The following is a 20,629-nucleotide window of genomic DNA, read 5'->3' as shown; positions in this document are numbered from 1 at the left end:
ATATAGCAATTCAACTATCCCCTCAAAAAAAAATTACATTTTTAATAATCTATCCTCACGTGATAAATACTCATCAGCATCCGCTTAAAAATAGCTTTGATGGTTTCAATATCTTTTAAAGTTATATTACTGTCTTTCAGCTGATTTTGATCGAGCTTGTATTTTACTATCCGGTCAACCAGCACACTGATCGATTCTTCATCGGGTTCTTTGAGTGAGCGCGAGGCAGCCTCAACCGAGTCGGCAAGCATTAAAACCGCGCCTTCTTTGGTGAAAGGGATCGGGCCGGGATAGCGAAAAATGTTCTCATTGATGAATTTTTCGGGGAAATTTTTGAGGGATGATTGGTAAAAATAATCGACCCGGGTATTACCATGGTGCGTGCGGATAAAATCGACCACTACCTCGGGCAGGTTTGCTTTCCGGGCCATCTCTATACCGCGACTTACGTGGCGGATAATGATCTGGGCGCTCTCCTCATAAGGCAGTTTATCATGCGGATTAAAACCCGATGCCTGGTTCTCAATAAAAAACAGCGGGTTTTCCATTTTACCGATATCGTGATACAAAGCCCCTGCCCTAACCAGCAGCGCGTTTCCACCTACCGCGTAAATAGCATTTTCGGCAAGGTTTGCTACCTGTAACGAGTGTTGGAAGGTGCCGGGAGCATTAAAAGCCAGTTCGCGCAGTAGAGGCGCGTTGGTGTTGGTAAGCTCAATAAGGGTAATTTCGGAGGTGATGGCAAAGATCTTTTCGAACAGGTAAATAAGCGGGTAGGCCAGCAGGGTGAGCAGTACGCTTACTACAAACGGCAAAAACTCCATCCAATCGATATTCATAAAATCGCCTTCGCGCACAAAGGTGATTCCTAAAAAGGCCAGGAAATAAGTAAATATGATGATCACGGCCGAGATCAGGAACTGCTCGCGGCGTACCAGGTTTTTGATACTGTAGATGGATACCATACCCGCCGTTATCTCGTAGTAGGCAAACTCAAAGCTGTTAGGTACAAAAAAGCCGGCCATCAGCACCACCAGCAAATGGATGTTAAGCGCCAAACGGGTATCAAACAAAATACGGATAATGATAGGCACTATACAATAAGGAATATAGTATAGGTTTGTAGGGAACTGCAGCTTGATAGCCAAACTCAGCGTAGCCAGCATTGCGGTAATTACCAATAAGATCAATCCCACCAAACGGTTATCAGCATAAATATCCTTACGGAACAGGTAAAGAAATATCATTAACAAGGTAATGGCTATACCTACCAACAGAAACTGACCTAACAACACCAGGTTGCGGTTGCCGTTTACACGGGCATTATCCTCAAAGGCTTTCTTAAACGATTCGAGCTTTTGATACACGTCATCATTCACCACCGAACCTTTGTAAACTATCACCTCTCCTTTTTGCACCATGCCCCGGGTAGTTGAAAGACCTTCAACCACTTCCTTCTCCAACCTCGATGTAAGATTGTTATCAAAACTTAAGTTGCTTTGCAGGCGGTTGCTGATCAAATCGAGTAGGAAAGCTTTATCCAGATCAGTGTGACGGCTTAAAACTTTATCACTGTAGGTGAGCGCTTTTTCGCGGGTGAATAGTTCGCCGGTGTTGCGGTCGGTTGCTACGTTTTTGTTTAGTATGCGGATGGCGTAATTTTCGGTTCCGCGCTGGTATTTGGCGTTGGGTTTAAATACCCCTATCTGATAGATTTCGGTAAGCAAATCAATACCCGCGCTGATATATTTTGGCTTCAGCTTATCGTTGATACCCGCGTTATGCCATTTTATCTCCAAATCATTTTTAAAACCATCTATCTGGCCGTTGCCTGCATTGGGGTCCAACTGGTATATAGGGGTTACACTTTCAAGGGCCGATCGCTGATCGTTTATGATCTCTTGAGGGGTTTTCAGGATGGCGAAATTGTAGGGCGATACCAGGTCTTTCTGGTTCCATATGCGGCCTTTTTCGTGCTCATAGCTAAATTTTGCCTGCTTAGGTAAAAAGTAGACGATCAGCGCTATACTGGCCAACATCATTAAATATTTAATGTTACGGGCATATTTGCGCAGTAAAGCCTTTTGGCGCGAAGTAGATAGTTTTGCCATTGATGTGTTTAACCTGCCAAAAATAATATAAGTTTCTGTTATATGCAGTTTTTCTTGCTTTTGTAAAATCAATTATGATATCTTTGTGATATCATTTTAAAATCAAACTAAATCATGAATCCCGAAAAAATCATCAACCCGCCATCCGGCTTTGCTACATTTATTTCATTCCTGCTATTATTGGCAGTGTCGGCTGTTTGTTTTTGGCTGGAACAAATTGCAGTCGGCGTTATATTATTGATACTCGATTTTGCACTGGTGTTACCAGGCCTCATCATCGTAAACCCGAACGAAGCAAAGGTGCTTACCCTATTTGGCAAGTATGTTGGCACCGTAAAAAAAGACGGCTTCTTTTGGGTAAACCCTTTCACCACCAAAAAGAAGGTATCCTTAAAAGCATTCAACCTTAATGGCCAGCAATTAAAAGTGAACGATAGCATTGGTAACCCGATAGAAATTGCAGCCGTTATTGTATGGCAAATTAAGGATACAGCTGCGGCCGTATTCGCGGTAGAAAACTACATTCAATACGTAAACATCCAGAGTGAAGCCGCGGTAAGGCACCTGGCAAATTCGTTCCCGTATGATAACCTGGAAGATGAAACCGCTACCATCACCTTACGCGGCGGTGCCGACCAGGTAAGCCAAATGTTGGAGAAGGAACTGAACGAACGCCTTGACCGTGCCGGCATTGAAGTACTGGAAGCCCGCATTTCGCATTTGGCCTACGCTCCCGAAATTGCACACTCTATGTTGCAGGTACAACAGGCATCGGCCATTATAGCTGCCCGCCGACTGATTGTTGAAGGTGCGGTTGGCATGGTAGAGATGGCGCTGAACAAGCTATCAGAAAAAAACATTGTAGAACTTGACGAAGAGAAAAAAGCGGCCATGGTAAGCAACCTGCTGGTGGTACTTTGCGGCGATAAAGCAGTAAACCCGGTTGTTAACACAGGCACTTTATACCATTAATAACATGGAATATTTCAGAAGTTTTGATCAGCTTAGGGTAACCGAACTACCTGTATTAAGGCATGGCTTTTGGCGACCATGGTATGAACTTACCGATGGCCAATTCAGCTACGGTAAGCTTACCTACACCAGCGCCCTTAAACGCAGCTGTTTATTAGAGACCGCCACAGGCAGTTGGATCATAAAACGCAAAGGCTGGTTAAGCCGTAAGTTTGTTGTTGAACAACCCAGCAATGTGGAGATAGGTATGGTTACGCCTCAGTTGTTATGCCGTAAGATAAACCTGGATTTGAACAGCGGTTTCGCGGCAACCTTTTACAACAAAAAGATCCTGTCGCACACTTACAGTTGGGTAAACGAACAATATGGCGATATATTAAATGTGCAAACTAAATTTTGGAGCCGGACGCGCCCGTTTATTGTGCACATTGATCTTGAAACGGTTAAAATCCTACCTGCTTTGCCATTACTGGCATTGCTGGGCATCAATTTAGTATTGTTAAAACAGGCCGAAGCAGCGGCCGCGAGTTGATATGGCGGAGAAGAAAGCATTTGTATTACGCATTAACCCCGAAATGCTGAAGGAGATAGAAACCTGGGCCGCCGAAGAATTTCGGAGCACCAACGGCCAGGTTGAATACCTACTGCAACAGGCCTTGCTTGCGCGGAAAAAGGGAGCGAAGAAGAAGGGGGAGCAGCAATAGGCAGTTTGCAGTTGTCAGTTTGCAGTTGCCTGAACCATGATTTGAGGGATTAGGGGATTTATGGGATTTGATAAGCAAATCTCCCCAAATCACGGTTCAGAAAACAATTTCGATGATCTTTTAATCCCCCCAAATCACGGTTCAGACAAAATCAGCCAAATCAACGTAATCAAAAAAAAGATCAACGGTTAGTGATTTGGGGAATTATTATAATTTATCGAATTTGCTTAGTATTCTGTAATTCCTTGATTCGTTTAATTCGAGTTCAAAACAAAAGCGACTACCCAGCTAAAACCCATCGCTCTCCCCTAATCTCTAACCTCCAACCTCTAATCTCCCCAAAAACAATTTATTATGCATGCATAGCATTTTCTTTCATTCTAATTATTAAATTTGGCCACCAATTTTAATGAGGGACACATGAAAGAAGTAGTAATAGTAGCAGCAACACGCACTCCGATAGGCAGTTTTGGTGGCAGTTTGGCAGCCATCAGCGCCACGCAATTGGGTGCGGCTGTTATCAAATCGGCAGTGGAAAAAGCGGGTTTGCGGCCCGATCAGGTGCAGGAAGTTTATATGGGCAACGTAATGTCGGCCAATATTGGGCAGGCACCGGCTACGCAGGCGGCTATATTTGCGGGGCTGCCCTATTTGCCCGCTACTACCGTTAATAAAGTTTGCGCATCGGGCATGAAAGCTATAATGCTGGCTGCTCAGAGTATTGAACTTGGGCAAAATGATATTGTAGTTGCCGGTGGTATGGAAAGCATGAGCAACGTGCCCTACTATTTAGATAAAGCCCGCAACGGCTACCGCTTAGGTCACGGCGAAATTACCGATGGATTGGTAAAAGATGGCCTTTGGGATGTTTATAACGACTACCACATGGGCTCGGCAGCCGAACTTTGCGCTACCGATTGCAATATTACCCGCGACGATCAGGATGCCTACGCCATCGAATCATACAAACGCGCGCAGATAGCGCAAACAACCGGAAAATTTAAAGACGAAATAACCCCCGTAGGCCTTAAAGATAAAAAAGGCGAAATCACCATGTTTACCGAAGATGAAGAACCATCAACAGTAAGATTTGAAAAGATCCCTACCCTAAGGCCTGTCTTTAAAAAAGACGGAACCGTAACCGCGGCCAATGCCTCAACCATTAATGACGGCGCGGCAGCCGTTGTGCTGATGAGCTGGGAAAAAGCCGACGAACTCGGCATTAAACCATTGGCCAGGATAGTATCCTACGCCGATGCCCAGCAGGCACCCGAATGGTTTACCACCGCACCATCAAAAGCTATCCCCTTAGCCCTGCACCGGGCAGGTTTGCAAACCGGTGATATCGATTTTTTTGAGATCAATGAGGCATTCTCGGTAGTATCAATAGCCAACAACCAGGCTTTGAACCTTGATCCGGCAAAAGTAAATATTAATGGCGGCGCGGTTTCTTTAGGCCATCCGCTTGGTGCTTCGGGTGCGCGCATTATTGTTACCCTTTTAAACGTGCTGAACCAAAACGGCGGTAAATACGGCGCTGCTGGTATTTGTAACGGCGGCGGCGGTGCCAGCGCAATGGTTATCGAAAATTTACGTTAATTTATATTAAAACATAAAAATCACGTCATTGCGAGGCACGAAGCAATCCCGAACTTTACAGGGCGGATCTGCTAATCGGGGATTGCTTCGTACCTCGCAATGACGGATGGTATATAATAATTATTTATCAGATAAACACTGTGACGAAAAGAACCTCGCTAACAATCTTCTCCATCCTGCTTTGTTTACAAACTTTTGCCCAGCACAGCGATGATGGCTACCGGCTTAAGCAACTCAACATGTTTCAGGATAGCCTTGCCCATTTAGGCAAAAAAATGGTGAATGATGAGAACGACCTGGAGCGTAAAAACTCCAATTACCAGTTTATCCGCACGTTGGTGCAAGCCTTAAGGGTAGATAACTCGTTCGCTTTCCCTTTCGATTCTGTTAAGAGCATCAGCATAACAACCTCGCCCGATAAGCGTTTCAGAATTTTAAGCTGGCTTGTTATGAATTTAGATGGCAGCTATCGCTTTTACGGCACCGTGCAAATGAATACCGGCGGAGAGTTAAAAATGTTCCCGCTTGAAGATTATTCGCCCTTAATGAAAAACCCCGAAGATACCGTAACCGATAACCGCAAATGGTACGGGGCTATGTACTACAACATTATCCCGGTAAACGCGGCAAAACCTTATTATGTATTGCTGGGATGGAAGGGCAATACCGTAAAATCAACCAAAAAAGTTATCGATGTTATTTCATTCAATAATGGCCAGCCAGAATTTGGCATGCCCGTTTTCGATGGGAACGGTAAAACCCGCAAGCGCGTGGTGTTTGAATATGCCAGACAGGTTTCTATGCTTTTGAGATATGTACACGATCAAAACCTTATAGTATTTGATCACCTTACAGCCCCAGACCCTAAGGCGAAAAACAAACCAGAAACCTTTGGGCCCGATATGAGCTATGATGGTTATAAATTAAAAAATGGCCGCTGGTTACACATCGACAACCTGGATATGCGCAATATCTCCGATAATACGGATGCAGCTACCGGTACTGACTATGTTGACCCTAAAAAACAGGCTGCTAAAGACCGGGCTTCGCTTCCATCCGGCCATTAAGAATAAAATAGCAACCAACTACTCTATACCACAGCTTTAATTACTTAAATTGTAACACTTTCGGTATTAAATTTCGAATAAGAAGATTTATATTATTTTTACGGACTTTTTAATTTAACTAAATGCAAGAAAAAACCGCTTCGGCGAAGTCGCGATTCCCCAAGAGTGTCCCTTTTATTATAGGCAACGAAGCCGCCGAACGCTTTAGCTTTTACGGCATGCGTTCAATCCTTACCCTGTTTTTGGTAAAGCAATTTTTTAACCCTACAGGTAGCGCAGCGCTGGCTCAACAGGCTGATGCCCATGCCAATAAACTAAATCACTTATTTGTAATGGTGGCCTACGCTTTGCCGTTTGTTGGCGGGATGATAGCCGACTGGTTTACCGGAAAATACAAACTCATCCTTTACGTTTCGTTGGTGTATTGCCTTGGTCACCTGTTGCTGGCCATGTTTGATACAAGCCTTGATGGTTTTGAGTTTGGTATGCTGGTGGTAGCTATCGGCGCGGGTGGTATCAAATCGTGCGTATCGGCCAACGTGGGCGATCAGTTTGATGCCAGCAACCAGGACTTGCTCTCGAAAGTTTACGGTTGGTTTTACTTTAGCATCAATGCCGGCTCAATGCTATCAACGGTTGCTATCCCTACCATTTACAAATATTATGGCCCTAAATGGGCTTTTGGTGTTCCCGGCATTTTGATGGGTTTAGCTACGCTGATATTTTTCCTGGGCCGCAAAAGATATGTTAAAGTACCTCCGCAAGGCGTAAACAGAAACAACCTTGTGTTTATTACCTGGTACGCGCTTACCCATTTAAGCAAAAAGAAACCAGGCCAATCACTGCTTGATATCGCTAAAGAAAGTTACGATCCGGAACGTGTTGAAGGTGTTAAAGCAGTTTACCGTGTAATTTCGGTGTTCTTTTTCGCGCTGGCGTTTTGGGCCGTTTGGGATCAGTGCCTTTCGGAATGGACACTTTACGCCGAAAAAATGGACCGTAATATTAACCTTGGTTTTACCTCGTTTATGATCGAGCCGGGTTCGATGTCTACATTCAATACTATTTTCCTTTTGTTGTTTATCCCGCTTTTCAACTATTTGATCTATCCTAACCTGGATAAAATAGGCCTGAAAACAACGCCTTTGCGCAGGCTTGGTGCCGGTTTGGTTTTAACAGCATTATCATTTGTGGTTATCGGCTTTACACACGTTAGCATTGATAATGGTGGTTCGCCATCAATGTGGTGGCAGGTATTAGCCTTCTTAATATTGTCGGCTGCGGAAGTTTTGGTATCAATTACAGGTTTGGAATATGCTTATACCCACTCTCCAAAATCAATGAAAAGCACCATGTCGGGCATTTGGTTCCTGGTTGTTTCGTTTGGTAATCTGATCACCGCTTCGGTTAACGGCCTTATTGAAGATGGCGGCTGGTGGGCTAAAAACCTTAAAGGCGCCAATTACGAATGGTTTTTTGTTGCTTTCATCTGCGTGTTTATCATCATATTTATGTTTGTTGCACCACGCCTTAAGGAAAGGAACTACATTACCGATCCGTATGTTAGCGACAACGAGGTAATTGCCGATACCAATAATTTATAGAAACAACTTGCGTTAAATACAGTTAAATAAAACCGCTTTGATTTTTTTTCATTTTCAGAGCCGGTTTAAATGAATTAATTTTGGCTGTTTTTATTTTACTTGAATTTGTTCAGTGCCGGATAGCATAATCATAATACCTACATACAACGAGAAGGAAAACATTGAACGGATGATCCGTAAAGTGTTTTCCCTACCCCACGATTTCCATATACTCGTTATTGACGATGGATCGCCGGATGGTACGCCGCAGATCGTTAAAAGTCTGCAACAGGAATACGAAGGCAGCTTGTTTATGGAAGAACGTGCCGGTAAACAAGGGCTCGGCACGGCCTATATCCACGGGTTTAAATGGTGCATAGCCCGCCATTACGATTTCATTTTTGAGATGGATGCCGATTTTTCGCATAATCCGGATGATCTGCTCAAATTAAGGCAGGCTTGTATCGATGGTGCCGATTCGGCCATTGGTTCAAGGTACATCAATGGTGTAAACGTTGTTAACTGGCCCATGAGCCGCGTGCTGATGAGTTACTTCGCATCGGTTTACGTTCGCTTTATAACCGGTATCAACATCCAGGATTCAACCGCGGGCTTTATGTGTTACAAGCGCAAAGTGCTTGAAACGGTACAACTGGATAAAATCAAATTTGTAGGCTATGCCTTCCAGATAGAGATGAAATACACTACCCTTAAACATGGCTTTAAGGTAGTTGAAGTCCCCATCATATTCACCGACCGCACGGCCGGCACCTCCAAAATGTCGACCAGTATTTTCCGTGAAGCTTTCCTGGGGGTTATCCAGATGAAAATCAACAGCATTTTCAGGAAATATCCGGAAGGATAATCTGATTTCGGATTTGGGAATTATGATTTCGGATTTATTTTGATTTATTCAGAGTAAATCCGAAATCATTTTTTTTTGTAAAGATTTTAAAATATAAATCCGAAATCGAACATCCGAAATCCGAAATCAAAAATAAATACTAATTTCGTTGGCAATGAACGAAAATCTTGATCCTAATCGTGAACGCCTCAGTACTACCGAACGTGATATTGAAAAAGTATTGCGTCCGCAGCAGTTTGAGGATTTTACCGGTCAGCATAAAATATTAGCCAACTTAAAAATATTTGTACAGGCGGCCCGCCAGCGCGGCGAGGCGCTTGACCATGTACTGTTACACGGCCCTCCGGGTTTGGGTAAAACTACCCTATCGCACATTATTGCCAACGAGATGGGTGTGGGTATCAAAATTACTTCAGGCCCCGTATTGGATAAACCAGGCGATCTGGCTGGTCTGTTGACCAACCTCGAAACCGGCGATATCCTTTTTATTGATGAGATCCACCGCTTAAGTCCGTTGGTTGAAGAGTATCTGTACTCGGCCATGGAGGATTTTAAGATAGATATTATGCTGGAGAGCGGCCCTAACGCGCGCTCGGTACAGATCTCACTTAACCCTTTTACCCTTGTTGGTGCTACTACACGTTCGGGATTGCTCACCGCACCGTTGAGGGCCAGGTTTGGCATTAACTCACGTCTGGAATATTATGATGGTAAGCTGCTTACTACTATTGTACTGCGTTCGGCATCGATATTAAAAACACCAATTACCGATGAAGGCGCATACGAAATTGCCCGCCGAAGCCGTGGCACCCCACGTATCGCCAATGCTCTGCTCCGCCGTACCCGCGATTTTGCCCAGATAAAAGGCAACGGCCAAATTGATACTGAAATAGCGCAATACGCCTTGAACGCCCTGAATGTAGATAGCCATGGCCTTGATGAGATGGATAACAAGATCCTGATCACCATTATTGATAAGTTTAAAGGCGGGCCTGTTGGTTTAAAAACGGTAGCTACAGCGGTTGGTGAAGATGAAGGCACAATTGAAGAGGTGTACGAACCATTTTTGATACAGGAAGGTTTTTTAATGCGCACAGCCCGTGGGCGTGAAGCTACCGAAGCCGCTTACAAACATTTAGGTAAGATAAAACTGGGCGGCAACCCATCTTTGTTTTGAAATAAACCTACATAAACATATCCCCGCTATCCAACCATGAAAACTAAATTAAAACTTTTCTTAACCACAGCTGCGCTTATAGTAGGCGGCATGGCATCGGCGCAAACCACACCGCCGCCGCCCGTTAACCCGCCTGCTCCGGCAACTTCGGTTACCTTGCCCAACGATTCGCTTAAAGCTAAAAAGGACACCGTACCTGTAAAAAAAGCTTTGCCTACTTTAAAAGTTGGCATTATGGGCTTAAATCATGACCATATCCACCTGATATTAAGCGAATACCGCAAAGGCAACGTAAACATAGTAGGCATTGCCGAGCCAAATAAAAAACTATGGGAAAAATTCGGCAAGGCCTATAACCTGCCCGATTCATTGTTTTTTGATGATCTGAAAAAAATGTGCATTACCCGTAAACCAGCCATTGTTTTAGGCTATAACGAGGTAGGAAAGCACGTTGATATTGTTGAAACCTGCGCACCACTTGGTATCTCGGTAATGGTGGAGAAACCTTTGGCTGCCACTTTAGATCAGGCAAAACGCATGGAGTTTCTGGCTTTAAAATATTACATCAAAGTTTTAACCAACTACGAAACTACCTGGTACCCATCTTTCCAGGATGCCTACAATACAGTCCGTGCTGATAGTGTTGGCATGATCCGCAAAATGGTGGTTCATGATGGTCACCAGGGGCCAAAAGAAATTGGCTGCAGCGAAGATTTCCTGAGCTGGCTTACCGACCCTGTATTAAACGGTGCAGGTGCCCTTAATGATTTTGGCTGCTACGGTGCCGATTTAATGACCTGGCTAATGAAAGGTCAACGTCCTATTGCTGTTACCGCCATCGCCCGCCATTACAAACCAAACGTGTATCCTAAAGTTGAGGATGACGCTACCATCCTGATCGAGTACCCAAATGCTACCGGACAGATCGAAGCGTCATGGAACTGGCCTTTCAGCATCAAGGATATGGAGATCTTCGGCGCTAAAGGATATATCCACGCTTTTGATAAGGACAATGTTATGCTTAAGGTTGATAACCACTCACGCAACTATGTAGCCGCGCCATTGGCGGTGCCTGAAGAAGCGCCGGTAACTTACTTCACCAACGCCTTGCAGCACCCGCTTAAAAGTGCCGAGTATGATCGCTCATCGCTAAAATATAATATGATTGTGATGCAGATATTGGATGCAGCCAAGCGATCGATAAAAGAGGGTAAACGGATAGTTTTGTAGTCCGATTTACTAAAAAAGACGTCATTGAAGGTACAGCCTGTCCCGAACTTGCTTCGGGAAAAGCAATCGCACGGAAGCAGGTCCGCCCTGTGTAGTCCGCGATTGCTTCGTACCTCGCAATGACGTTTCTGTGTTATATGTCTCCCAAAATTTTTCAAGAAATCCCCCTCAACTACTAATTAATTTTATTTAACGCATGTTATATAATTATTAATTTAGCGGCCGTTAACATGAGTGAAAAACCAATCTATAATATGATAAAACAAACTTTAGCCGCATTGGCTATCTGCGCCTTCGGCGCGGTATCATGCCAGTCGAAACCAGCAGATAAATCAACTACAGCAGCTCCCGTAGCTGCAAACCCGGCTCCGGCAAGTGCTGTTGGACAACAAGGTGATGCTGCTGCCATTTTGGCCCGAAAACAAGTACCTATTATTTGCTATCACCAGATCCGTGACTGGAAACCTACCGATTCAAAAAACGCTAAAGATTATATAGTACAAATTGCAGCTTTTAAAGAGCACATCAAAATGCTTGCTGATAGTGGTTACCATACCATTCTGCCTGATCAGTTGTATGCATACCTTACCAAAGGCGCGGCATTGCCTAAAAAGCCTATCATGTTAACGTTTGATGATACCGATCTGGATCAGTTCACTATAGCCAACCCTACCCTTAAAAAGTATGGCTTTAAAGCAGTTTATTTTGTGATGACCGTATCATTAGGCCGTCCACATTATATGACCAAAGAGCAGGTTAAACAATTATCAGACGAAGGTAACGTAGTAGCCAGCCATACCTGGGACCACCACCGTGTTGACCGCTATTCACATACCTCAACTTTAAAGATCATTGGTAAAAACGGTAAAATAACTAACCGTCCGGTTGATGATTGGGTTACACAAATTGACAAACCAACCAAAACCCTCGAAGAGATCACCGGTAAAAAAATGGATTACTTCGCTTATCCATTCGGTATCTGGAACAAAGCCGCTTTGCCTGAACTGCGCAAGCATGGCTTTAAAATGGCCTTCCAGTTAGCTGATAAACGCGACCAAACAGATCCATTGATGACCGTACGCCGCATTTTGGATAGCGGTTACTGGAGCGCGAAAACTTTGAGCAATAGCATCAGGAATAGCTTCTAAGCCCCCTGAATTGGAAGCTTGCGGAGATATTTAAAACAGAAAATGCCCGACTTCGTCGGGCATTTTCTGTTTTGATAATTTAATATTCAATTATCGCTCTTCCGCCCCTTTAGGAGGCAGGGGAGTTACTTAGTTACCCATTTTACGGCTTCGTCTAAATCTTCCAGTTTATAACCTTCAAATTGCCCGGGCAAAATATACTTAAAAAGGTGACTAAATTCACGTACACCTTCCTGGTCAGTTACTACAGCCACTTTATTCCAGCGGGTAAAATATTTAAGTCCCAGTCGGATATTACCGCACCAGGCACCGGCGCTAAAGTTTTTTATATTGGTTTCCAGTATCAGCAAAAAATTGATCTTTCCAACACGTTTTACCTTTTCTTCAAGTAAAGGCTGTAACGCTTGTTCATAATCGTCGTTTGTAACATGGCCAACCGCATGCATTCCTAACACATGCGATGGCAAATATCTTATATGCTCAAGCATGTTTATTTAACCTATATTTCATTGTAAATACAAAAACTGCACCAATAGTTAATTTCTTCATCTTAGTATGCGGTAACAAAATAGTTGCAATAGCCTCGCCCGTGTTTGTCAAAGCCTCTGAAACCACTCTCCTCTCCCCGGATAAATTCTATTTTATAGTATCTTTGCAGCATGGGGCAAAACCTATCGGCATACAGTCAACTCATTAAAAGCGAGGCACAAAAGCTTGGCTTTTTGTTTTGTGGTATTGCCAAGGCCGATTTCCTGGAAGAGGAAGCCCCGCGCCTTGAGGCCTGGCTCAACAAAAACATGCACGGCGAAATGGGCTATATGGAAAACCATTTTGATAAGCGCCTCGATCCGCGCCTGCTGGTTGATGGTGCAAAATCGGTTATTTCCCTCGGCATCAATTATTATACAGATCAACAACAGAACGATCCATCAGCACCCAAAATATCTAAATACGCTTACGGGATGGATTACCACACCGTAATAAAGGATAAGCTAAAACTGCTACTGCAAATCATCAACGAAAAAATTGGTGAAGTTGGCGGCAGGGCTTTTGTTGATTCGGCACCTGTTTTGGATAAAGCCTGGGCACGCAAGGCCGGAATGGGCTGGATAGGTAAAAACAGCAACCTGCTTAACAAAAAAGCCGGCTCATTTTTCTTTTTGGCCGAACTGATCATTGATCTGGAGCTGGAATACGATATAGCCCCCACGGCAGATCATTGCGGCACCTGTACCAATTGTATCGACGCCTGCCCTACCGATGCGATTGTAGGCCCCTATGTGGTTGATGGCAGCCGCTGCATTTCGTACCTCACCATCGAACTAAAAAATGAGATCCCTGCCGAATTTAAAGGCAAAATGGATAACTGGATGTTTGGCTGTGATGTTTGCCAGGATGTTTGCCCTTGGAACCGTTTTTCGGTACTGAACAATGAACCGGCCTTCATCCCCCACCCCGAACTGCTGCATCTTAAAAAAGATGACTGGCAGGATATTACGCAGGATGTTTTTCAAAAGGTTTTTAAAAACTCGGCGGTAAAGCGCACAAAATTCAGCGGATTGACGAGGAATATCGATTTCTTAAAAAGCTAAATTCAGCGGCAACTGGCACGGCATTTAAACCAATAAATGTCATTTCGATAGAGCGGCGGGGTTAAGCGACGGGGCGAAAGAGAAATCTTCTGCGCCAAACCAATCAGCTTTGAATAGTTTGCAACCGGGCGTAGAAGATTTCTCCTCACCCGCTCACACTATCCCCTTCCTGTTCGTCGAAATGACATTTGGGTTTTATTTCGTAACCGTGTTACTTATCCTTTTTTAAATTTCAAAGCCAATTGCTGTAACATATCTTCATTAACCGGCTTTGCGGGTTCATCCTTTTTTTGGTAAGGCTTGTTTTGATATTGCTGGTTACGGGTATGATCGGGCTTAACGTATTCCTTTTTTGGGTATTCCGCTTTTGGTGCTGCCTGTGGTTGCTCGGCAGGTTTTGGCTGAGCAGCTTTATTGGCCTGGCGTTCGGCTATGCGTTTTGCATTCCAGCGGTTGTAGATCTCTTCCAGTTTACGTTTGGTGTACAGCGGAAAATCGCCCTGCATCATCCATGAGTAGTAACTTGGCTCGGCGTTCAATACGTCTTCTACACGTTTGCCTTTATGCTTGCCAAAGTTTATTGTTTCTTCGCCTTGCTCGTTATAAACCATGCGGCCGGCAAAATCAACCGGTTTGCTCAGGTTAGTAAACACGTGTAAAGCTTCCACGTCACCAACAACCGGCACTGTTCTATTTCCTTTTTTATCTTCCCACTCTACATTTTCATAACGCTCAATCTGCGCCAATAAAACCTCCATGGTTGCACGGGTGTCAGCCTCGGCGGAGTGCGCGTTCTCGATAGCTTTGTTACAGTAAAACTGGTAAGCCGCTTTCAATGTGCGCTGCTCCATTTGGTGAAAAATGTTCTGCACATCAACAAAATGGCGCGCATCTAACGTAAATGATACTCCGGCGCGTAAAAACTCTTCCATCAGCATCGGGATATCAAACTTGTTGGAGTTGTATCCTGCCAGATCGCTCTCGCCAATAAAATCGGCCACATCCTGCCCAAGCTCTTTAAAGTATTTTTCGTTTTGGATATGCTCATCATAAATTCCGTGCACTAATGATGATTCGAGCGGAATAGGGATGCCAGGATGTACACGCCAGGTTTTCACCTCGTCGCTGCCGTCAGGGTGAAGCTTGATAACAGATATTTCAACTATACGGTCGGCACCGATATTGGTACCTGTTGTTTCAAGATCAAAGAAAGCCAGCGGGCGTTTTAGTTTTAATTTCATTTGTTAGTAATGAGAGATGCAAAGGTTGCAAATCTCCTAAAATTAATCAGCACAATAAATTTTTTAATTCATTTAATATCCCGATTTATTATTTATTTTGAGGTATCCCTAATTATCACAAGTTATATGAATAAATTTCTTCTTATTGTACTCATTTCTATTGGTTTATCAAATATAGCCTATGCGCAGGATTTTGCGCCCGGAATTACCGACCAGGAGATCGATATGGTAAAATACAACAAGGAGCCGCAGGCTAACGCGGTTTTTTTGGATGAATTTGGCAACACCCGGATAGATGAGGTAAATGATCACATCAGGCTTATATTTACCTATCACGCAAAGATCAAAATATTCAACAAAGAAGGCCTAACCCACGGCACAATCGAGATCCCTATCCATATTAGCGAGGATAGTGGTGAAGAAGTTGGCAACGTTACAGGTACCACCTACTATAAAGATGATAACGGCATCCTTCAAAAAACAGAGCTTGATCCTAAAAAGGTTTTTACCGTTAAAGATTACAAGTATGGCAGCACAGTAAAATTCGCGATGCCCGCGCTACGTCCCGGCTGCGTTGTTGAATTTAAATACGAACTTATTTCGCCGTATTGGTACGACTTTAGGGGATGGACATTCCAGGATGATATCCCGAAAGTGAACTCACAATACGAGACACACATTCCCGGCTTCTGGTGGTTCAATGCCTCTATTCGCGGATCGTTAAAGCTTAGTAAAAGTGATTCTGAGCTACAGCGTGAGTGCTTTTCATCGGGCGGAGCAAAGGCCGATTGCTCACATATGACTTATCAAATGAAGGATATCCCTGCCTTTGTTGAGGAAGATTATATGACGGCGCGCAAAAACTTTCTATCGGCCATATATTTTGAATTGGTTGAATATACCAACCCATATACCAACGTTAAAACCGTAGTAACCAAGGAGTGGAGTGATGTTGACCGTCAGCTAAAAAATTCTGATTCGTTTGGCTCGCAGCTAAAACGTACCAGTTTACTTAAAGAAAGGATAACTCCCCTTATAGCCGGTAAAACCGACGAACTTGATAAAGCGCAAACCGTTTATGCCTGGGTAAAAAAACAAATAAAATGGAACGACTACATTGGTATTTACAGTAACGATGGTATAAAAAAAGCGCTTGATACGCATACCGGTAGCATAGCGGATATTAACCTCACACTTATAACGGCCCTTAGTGCTGCTGGCCTTAATGCCGAAGCTGTTTTACTTTCAACCCGCGATCACGGTGCCGTAAATACCCTTTACCCGGTGCTTTCTGATTTTAATTATGTGGTTGCGAGGCTTACCATAGGCGATAAAACCTACCTGCTTGATGCTACCGATCCGCTGCTTTCATTCGGTTTGCTACCCTTTAGATGCGTTAACGATAAAGGCAGGGTGATCAGCCTTAATAAACCATCGTACTGGATAGATCTTAACACGCAGCAAAAAGCAGCTACAACCCATACGTTTGATCTTACCTTGCTTGATAATGGCAAGTTAAAGGGCACCGTTACCAACTACTACAAAGGCTATGATGCTTATGAAAAACGTAAAGCGATCAGGAAATTCAACACAGTAGATGAGTATGTTGAAGATTTTGACGAAAAACAACCTAAGCTTAAAGTGCTAAAATCAGAGATCACTAACCTGGATAGCCTTGAAAGCCCTCTGAAAGAGGTTTTTAATGTAGAGATAGAGGCGTTTGACAATACCAATCATGAAAAGCTTTCGTTCAATCCATTTTTGTGGGAAAAACGCACTACCAACCCTTTCAAACTGGCCGAACGTGATTACCCTGTCGACTGGGCTTTCGCATCTGATAAAAGGCTGGTATTGGTAATGCACCTGCCTGCGCAATACGTTATTGAAACGCCGCCACAGGTAGTGGCATTCGCGTTGCCAAATAAAGGCGGCATGTTTGTTACCACGTTTGATACCCAGGATAACAATACCTTTACTTTTTCAAACATTACCCAGTTTAACAAATCGGTTTATGATTCGGCCGAATACCCTTACCTCAAAGAGCTTTTTAACAAGATCATTCTTGCCGAAAAAGGCGATATGATCTTCAAGAAAAAATAATGAAAACGCTTTTATCCACCCTGTTTATATTTTGTGCTGCCACCTGTGTTAAAGCGCAGGACAATTATGATGTATCGCTCATTTCGAAAGATCTGATGCCTTATGCCAGCGCCATAGTGCGCACCGAAGAAGTAACTATCGAGGTTAAAGACCTCGACAATACCTATTACCACGTTAAAAAAGCTATAACCGTTTTAAATAAAAATGGCGATGATGAAGCCGATATTGCTATATGGCATGATAAAAGCAAGGTTATAAAGGATATAAAAGGAATTGTTTATAACCAATGGGGTAAACCAACGGGCAAATTTTCGGAGAGTGATTTTGACGATGACAGCGGGCATGATGGCTTCTCGCTTTTTACCGATCTGAAAATAAAACATTACCAGCCCAAAATAGCCGATTATCCTTACACCATAAGCTATGAATATGATGTAAAGCAAAAACAAACGCTTGATTTTGAAGACTGGACGCCCATCGGATCGGACGGGGTTGCTGTTGAAAAAAGCTCTTATACTTTTATCTGCAAGCCCGATTTCAAGATCAGGTATAAGGAAACTAATATCCCTTCATCTGTAGTTACGGGCACTAATAAACAGGGACTTAAAACATATACCTGGCAAATAAGTAACCTGAAGGCTTTAAAGTATGAGCCTTACAGCCCTATCAAGAGAACAATAATGCCAAGTGTTAAAATAGTACCCGAAAAGTTTATATACCGTGGCGTAGATGGCTCGTTTACAAACTGGAAAGAGCTTGGGCAATGGCAATATGATAAACTGAATGCGGGCAGGCAGGTGCTATCGCCGGTAACCGTAGCTAAGCTGAAAGAGCTTACCGCATCTGAAACTACGCCTAAAGCAAAAGCCCGTAAAATTTACGAGTATATGCAAGGTAAAACGCATTACATCAACATTTCGGTAGGTATTGGAAACTTACAGCCTTTTCCGGCATCTGATGTTGATCAGCAAAACTATGGCGATTGCAAGGCTTTGGTTAACTATACACAATCGTTATTGAAAGCGGTTGATATTGATTCGTACTATTGCGTGGTACAAGCCGGCAGCTCGAAAGTAAGCTTACTGCCCGATTTTGCGAGCATTGATCAGGGTAACCACGTTATTTTGTGCCTTCCATTTAAAAACGATACTACCTTTTTAGAGTGTACCAGCCAGAATATGCCTTTCGGTTTTTTGGGTAATTTCACAGACGACCGTACTGTACTGGCCTGCACGCCACAAGGCGGCAAATTACTGCATACGCCCAAATATACCGCGCAAGCCAATCTTGAACAACGTAAAGCCAGCTTTGCTATTAACGCCGATGGCGAACTTTCGGGCCTGATGACCACCAACTTTAAAGGCACTAATTACGAGAACCGTGATGAGGTGATCTACGAATCGGTTAAAGAACAGGTTAAAGACCTGAAAAAGATCTATCCGATAAATAACCTGGATATTGAAAGTTCTGATCTGAAGCAGTTTAAAACGGAGCAGCCTTACACTACTGAAACGCTTAAAATCTCGGCACGTGATTATGGCTCGGTAAACGGCGATAAAATTATTTTTGTTGAAAACCCTGCCAACCGGGTAACCAGCGGCCTGCGTGAAGTACGTAACCGCCGTAATCAAACCTATATTAACCGCGGCTATACCGATGAGGATGAGATAACTTATGCTTTACCGGCAGGATACAAGGTTGATGTTCGCCCTGCGAACGTATTGATCGAAAAGCCATTCGGTAAATTTGAAGTTACCACTACAGTGAATGGAGATAAGCTGATATACAAACGTAGCCTGCAGCTTATTGACGGTACATACAGTAAAGATACTTACCAGGAACTGGTTGATTTTTACCAATCGGTTATGGATGCCGATGGCCGCAATATAACCCTTACTAAAGGTAACTGATAATTACAATGCCGAGGATGATGCCAATAACCATAATAACGTAAAGCATGATCTCGTTACCGGCAAAGCGTTTATATTTTGTCCAGAATGAATAGTCGGGTTTGTTTTGGGGCATAGCACGACAAAAATATTGAATTATAAATAAAGATTGGCGGGGCATCCGAAAACGCTTATTAGGAATTAATAAAACCCGCCAATTTAAATCCCTCCTTATCATAAAAAAAACGATAGCGCTGGTTATAACCCTGTTTTGCGGCATCAATTTATACGGGCAGAGTTTGACATTTGAGAACCTTCACCACCTGCTCAAAGAAAAAAATCCGAACTATCTGCTCAGCAAGCCTTTTCTTTTTGAGAGCGCGCCTCAACACTATTCTATGCCCAGGCTTATCAAAAAAGAATTGACACCTAATGAAGAGATTGTTGATTATGACGGGAAGATCGTGATTTACACAAGCAAGAACAAGGCTTACATTTACGAGTTGATAAAGCAGATCAAGTATCCACTTATTTTAAAAGATGGAAATGGGCCTTCTATATTCTATCAATATGGCAACACCCATGTAATGATCATGATAGACATCTACAAAAAAACTGATCGGGGTGGAAGCATAAGTATCAACGAAAAGTAATCTTAGCAATCAGATCCAGATAGCATAAATCTGGCATAAGCAACTCAATTACCTGTGCTTGTTGTGGGCGCGTATTCGATAGAGCCAGCTCTTGAGAAGTATTTGTACATTGATGGATCGCGCAAGCGTACAATTATCACCCCTCTGCGCGAACTGGCGTGTACCACATAGCCATTTTGCAGGTAAACCCCTACGTGGCTAAACTGTTTACCGTCGAAGTCAAAAAACACCAGGTCACCTTCTTTCAGGTCTTCTTCGTATTTCCGTTTAATAACGGTGATCTGCTTGCTGGTGTTGCGGGGGATGGTGATGCCGTAAACCTGTTGCTCCAGCAGGAAGGTAAGGCCAGAACAATCCACCCCATCTTTATCCAGTCCACCAAATTTATACGGCGTGCCCATCCATTGGTCAATAAAGGCATATAACCTCCCGTTTTGGATATCACCGCGGTTAACATTCATTATATCGGCATATTTAGAAGCGATATCTGCCGAAGGCACCACAACATCGCCAGGGTTGCCGCGCATGGCAGCTTTACGGCTATGGCACGATGCCAAAACAGCAACAGAAGCAAATAACAATAAATAATAGTATAACCGGGGAAACGGGATAGTCATAAAGTAAAATTAGCACAAACTTCAAAAATAGTAGCCAGTTGTTACCAACATATCCACACTTGTGAGTTTACTTTTTTTTGG

19 protein-coding genes are annotated in these 20,629 nt (G+C 43.5%); 14 read left to right on the top strand and 5 right to left on the bottom strand.

The window, feature by feature from the left end; translation table 11 throughout:
* Window positions 1-41: 41 nt before the first annotated feature.
* Window positions 42-2,111: an HDIG domain-containing metalloprotein gene (locus tag AAFN85_RS04965; protein WP_347525873.1), complete on the bottom strand. Its 2,070-nt coding sequence runs from the start codon at window positions 2,109-2,111 to the stop codon at window positions 42-44.
* 114 nt (window positions 2,112-2,225) lie between these two features.
* Between AAFN85_RS04965 and AAFN85_RS04960 the strand changes: the two genes are divergently transcribed.
* The 10 genes from AAFN85_RS04960 to AAFN85_RS04915 all read left to right on the top strand — a co-directional run bounded on the left by AAFN85_RS04960 (window position 2,226) and on the right by AAFN85_RS04915 (window position 12,456).
* The gene (locus tag AAFN85_RS04960) at window positions 2,226-3,083 is read left to right on the top strand and encodes an SPFH domain-containing protein (protein ID WP_347525871.1); all 858 of its coding nucleotides are present in this window, start codon (window positions 2,226-2,228) and stop codon (window positions 3,081-3,083) included.
* 4 nt (window positions 3,084-3,087) lie between these two features.
* Window positions 3,088-3,615: a hypothetical protein gene (locus AAFN85_RS04955; RefSeq protein WP_347525870.1), complete on the top strand. Its 528-nt coding sequence runs from the start codon at window positions 3,088-3,090 to the stop codon at window positions 3,613-3,615.
* Window position 3,616: 1 nt separating this feature from the next.
* On the top strand, window positions 3,617-3,787 hold the full coding sequence (locus tag AAFN85_RS04950) for an Arc family DNA binding domain-containing protein (protein WP_347525868.1): 171 nt from the start codon (window positions 3,617-3,619) through the stop codon (window positions 3,785-3,787).
* A 420-nt stretch (window positions 3,788-4,207) separates the two neighbouring features.
* Entirely contained in the window at window positions 4,208-5,386 is a 1,179-nt protein-coding gene (locus tag AAFN85_RS04945) for an acetyl-CoA C-acyltransferase (protein WP_347525866.1), read from the top strand.
* A gap of 140 nt (window positions 5,387-5,526) precedes the next feature.
* Window positions 5,527-6,453 (top strand): hypothetical protein, encoded by a 927-nt coding sequence (locus AAFN85_RS04940; protein ID WP_347525864.1) that lies wholly within the window; start codon window positions 5,527-5,529, stop codon window positions 6,451-6,453.
* 122 nt (window positions 6,454-6,575) lie between these two features.
* Window positions 6,576-8,057 carry an MFS transporter gene (locus AAFN85_RS04935; protein ID WP_347525863.1) on the top strand — a complete coding sequence of 494 codons (1,482 nt, stop codon included), beginning with the start codon at window positions 6,576-6,578 and terminating at the stop codon, window positions 8,055-8,057.
* A gap of 112 nt (window positions 8,058-8,169) precedes the next feature.
* A complete protein-coding gene (locus AAFN85_RS04930) occupies window positions 8,170-8,901 on the top strand; it encodes a polyprenol monophosphomannose synthase (RefSeq protein WP_347525862.1) in 732 nt (243 codons plus the stop codon).
* 154 nt (window positions 8,902-9,055) lie between these two features.
* A complete protein-coding gene (gene ruvB / locus AAFN85_RS04925) occupies window positions 9,056-10,078 on the top strand; it encodes a Holliday junction branch migration DNA helicase RuvB (protein WP_347525861.1) in 1,023 nt (340 codons plus the stop codon).
* Between the two features lie 36 nt (window positions 10,079-10,114).
* Window positions 10,115-11,308 (top strand): Gfo/Idh/MocA family oxidoreductase, encoded by a 1,194-nt coding sequence (locus AAFN85_RS04920; RefSeq protein WP_347525860.1) that lies wholly within the window; start codon window positions 10,115-10,117, stop codon window positions 11,306-11,308.
* 230 nt (window positions 11,309-11,538) lie between these two features.
* Window positions 11,539-12,456 (top strand): polysaccharide deacetylase family protein, encoded by a 918-nt coding sequence (locus AAFN85_RS04915; protein WP_347525859.1) that lies wholly within the window; start codon window positions 11,539-11,541, stop codon window positions 12,454-12,456.
* A 125-nt stretch (window positions 12,457-12,581) separates the two neighbouring features.
* On the opposite strand, the gene AAFN85_RS04910 is transcribed toward AAFN85_RS04915, so the two are convergent.
* Complete coding sequence (locus AAFN85_RS04910) at window positions 12,582-12,944, bottom strand: STAS/SEC14 domain-containing protein (RefSeq protein WP_347525858.1); 363 nt, start codon at window positions 12,942-12,944, stop codon at window positions 12,582-12,584.
* Between the two features lie 171 nt (window positions 12,945-13,115).
* Between AAFN85_RS04910 and queG the strand changes: the two genes are divergently transcribed.
* On the top strand, window positions 13,116-14,048 hold the full coding sequence (queG, locus tag AAFN85_RS04905; RefSeq protein WP_347525856.1) for a tRNA epoxyqueuosine(34) reductase QueG: 933 nt from the start codon (window positions 13,116-13,118) through the stop codon (window positions 14,046-14,048).
* A gap of 215 nt (window positions 14,049-14,263) precedes the next feature.
* Here queG and AAFN85_RS04900 read toward each other — a convergent pair whose 3' ends face one another.
* The gene (locus AAFN85_RS04900) at window positions 14,264-15,289 is read right to left on the bottom strand and encodes an exonuclease domain-containing protein (protein WP_347525855.1); all 1,026 of its coding nucleotides are present in this window, start codon (window positions 15,287-15,289) and stop codon (window positions 14,264-14,266) included.
* Window positions 15,290-15,415: 126 nt separating this feature from the next.
* Between AAFN85_RS04900 and AAFN85_RS04895 the strand changes: the two genes are divergently transcribed.
* Entirely contained in the window at window positions 15,416-17,389 is a 1,974-nt protein-coding gene (locus tag AAFN85_RS04895; RefSeq protein ID WP_347525854.1) for a DUF3857 domain-containing protein, read from the top strand.
* The gene (locus AAFN85_RS04890; protein WP_347525853.1) at window positions 17,389-19,299 is read left to right on the top strand and encodes a DUF3857 domain-containing protein; all 1,911 of its coding nucleotides are present in this window, start codon (window positions 17,389-17,391) and stop codon (window positions 19,297-19,299) included. The genes AAFN85_RS04895 and AAFN85_RS04890 overlap by 1 nt, the downstream gene beginning before the upstream one ends.
* On the opposite strand, the gene AAFN85_RS04885 is transcribed toward AAFN85_RS04890, so the two are convergent.
* Window positions 19,286-19,414 carry a hypothetical protein gene (locus AAFN85_RS04885; RefSeq protein WP_347525852.1) on the bottom strand — a complete coding sequence of 43 codons (129 nt, stop codon included), beginning with the start codon at window positions 19,412-19,414 and terminating at the stop codon, window positions 19,286-19,288. The two genes, AAFN85_RS04890 and AAFN85_RS04885, sit on opposite strands and share 14 nt — an antisense overlap.
* A gap of 262 nt (window positions 19,415-19,676) precedes the next feature.
* Here AAFN85_RS04885 and AAFN85_RS04880 point away from each other — a divergent pair, with 262 nt between their 5' ends.
* The gene (locus AAFN85_RS04880) at window positions 19,677-19,931 is read left to right on the top strand and encodes a hypothetical protein (protein ID WP_347525851.1); all 255 of its coding nucleotides are present in this window, start codon (window positions 19,677-19,679) and stop codon (window positions 19,929-19,931) included.
* Window positions 19,932-19,975: 44 nt separating this feature from the next.
* On the opposite strand, the gene AAFN85_RS04875 is transcribed toward AAFN85_RS04880, so the two are convergent.
* Window positions 19,976-20,548 carry a C40 family peptidase gene (locus AAFN85_RS04875; RefSeq protein WP_347525850.1) on the bottom strand — a complete coding sequence of 191 codons (573 nt, stop codon included), beginning with the start codon at window positions 20,546-20,548 and terminating at the stop codon, window positions 19,976-19,978.
* Between the last annotated feature and the right edge of the window lie 81 nt (window positions 20,549-20,629).

The sequence above is a fragment of the Mucilaginibacter sp. CAU 1740 genome, from assembly GCF_039839285.1.
GTDB lineage: Bacteria > Bacteroidota > Bacteroidia > Sphingobacteriales > Sphingobacteriaceae > Mucilaginibacter.
Note: the sequence above shows the minus strand (reverse complement) of the source record. Positions and strands in the feature narration are given on the sequence as shown.

What these genes read in the sequence shown, in the direction of transcription:
- AAFN85_RS04965 (WP_347525873.1), bottom strand. Translation starts at nt 2,111, where the DNA reads ATGGCAAAACTATCTACTTCGCGCCAAAAGGCTTTACTGCGCAAATAT.
- AAFN85_RS04960 (WP_347525871.1), top strand. Translation starts at nt 2,226, where the DNA reads ATGAATCCCGAAAAAATCATCAACCCGCCATCCGGCTTTGCTACATTT.
- AAFN85_RS04955 (WP_347525870.1), top strand. Translation starts at nt 3,088, where the DNA reads ATGGAATATTTCAGAAGTTTTGATCAGCTTAGGGTAACCGAACTACCT.
- AAFN85_RS04950 (WP_347525868.1), top strand. Translation starts at nt 3,617, where the DNA reads ATGGCGGAGAAGAAAGCATTTGTATTACGCATTAACCCCGAAATGCTG.
- AAFN85_RS04945 (WP_347525866.1), top strand. Translation starts at nt 4,208, where the DNA reads ATGAAAGAAGTAGTAATAGTAGCAGCAACACGCACTCCGATAGGCAGT.
- AAFN85_RS04935 (WP_347525863.1), top strand. Translation starts at nt 6,576, where the DNA reads ATGCAAGAAAAAACCGCTTCGGCGAAGTCGCGATTCCCCAAGAGTGTC.
- ruvB (WP_347525861.1), top strand. Translation starts at nt 9,056, where the DNA reads ATGAACGAAAATCTTGATCCTAATCGTGAACGCCTCAGTACTACCGAA.
- AAFN85_RS04920 (WP_347525860.1), top strand. Translation starts at nt 10,115, where the DNA reads ATGAAAACTAAATTAAAACTTTTCTTAACCACAGCTGCGCTTATAGTA.
- AAFN85_RS04915 (WP_347525859.1), top strand. Translation starts at nt 11,539, where the DNA reads ATGAGTGAAAAACCAATCTATAATATGATAAAACAAACTTTAGCCGCA.
- AAFN85_RS04910 (WP_347525858.1), bottom strand. Translation starts at nt 12,944, where the DNA reads ATGCTTGAGCATATAAGATATTTGCCATCGCATGTGTTAGGAATGCAT.
- queG (WP_347525856.1), top strand. Translation starts at nt 13,116, where the DNA reads ATGGGGCAAAACCTATCGGCATACAGTCAACTCATTAAAAGCGAGGCA.
- AAFN85_RS04900 (WP_347525855.1), bottom strand. Translation starts at nt 15,289, where the DNA reads ATGAAATTAAAACTAAAACGCCCGCTGGCTTTCTTTGATCTTGAAACA.
- AAFN85_RS04895 (WP_347525854.1), top strand. Translation starts at nt 15,416, where the DNA reads ATGAATAAATTTCTTCTTATTGTACTCATTTCTATTGGTTTATCAAAT.
- AAFN85_RS04890 (WP_347525853.1), top strand. Translation starts at nt 17,389, where the DNA reads ATGAAAACGCTTTTATCCACCCTGTTTATATTTTGTGCTGCCACCTGT.
- AAFN85_RS04885 (WP_347525852.1), bottom strand. Translation starts at nt 19,414, where the DNA reads ATGCCCCAAAACAAACCCGACTATTCATTCTGGACAAAATATAAACGC.
- AAFN85_RS04880 (WP_347525851.1), top strand. Translation starts at nt 19,677, where the DNA reads ATGCCCAGGCTTATCAAAAAAGAATTGACACCTAATGAAGAGATTGTT.
- AAFN85_RS04875 (WP_347525850.1), bottom strand. Translation starts at nt 20,548, where the DNA reads ATGACTATCCCGTTTCCCCGGTTATACTATTATTTATTGTTATTTGCT.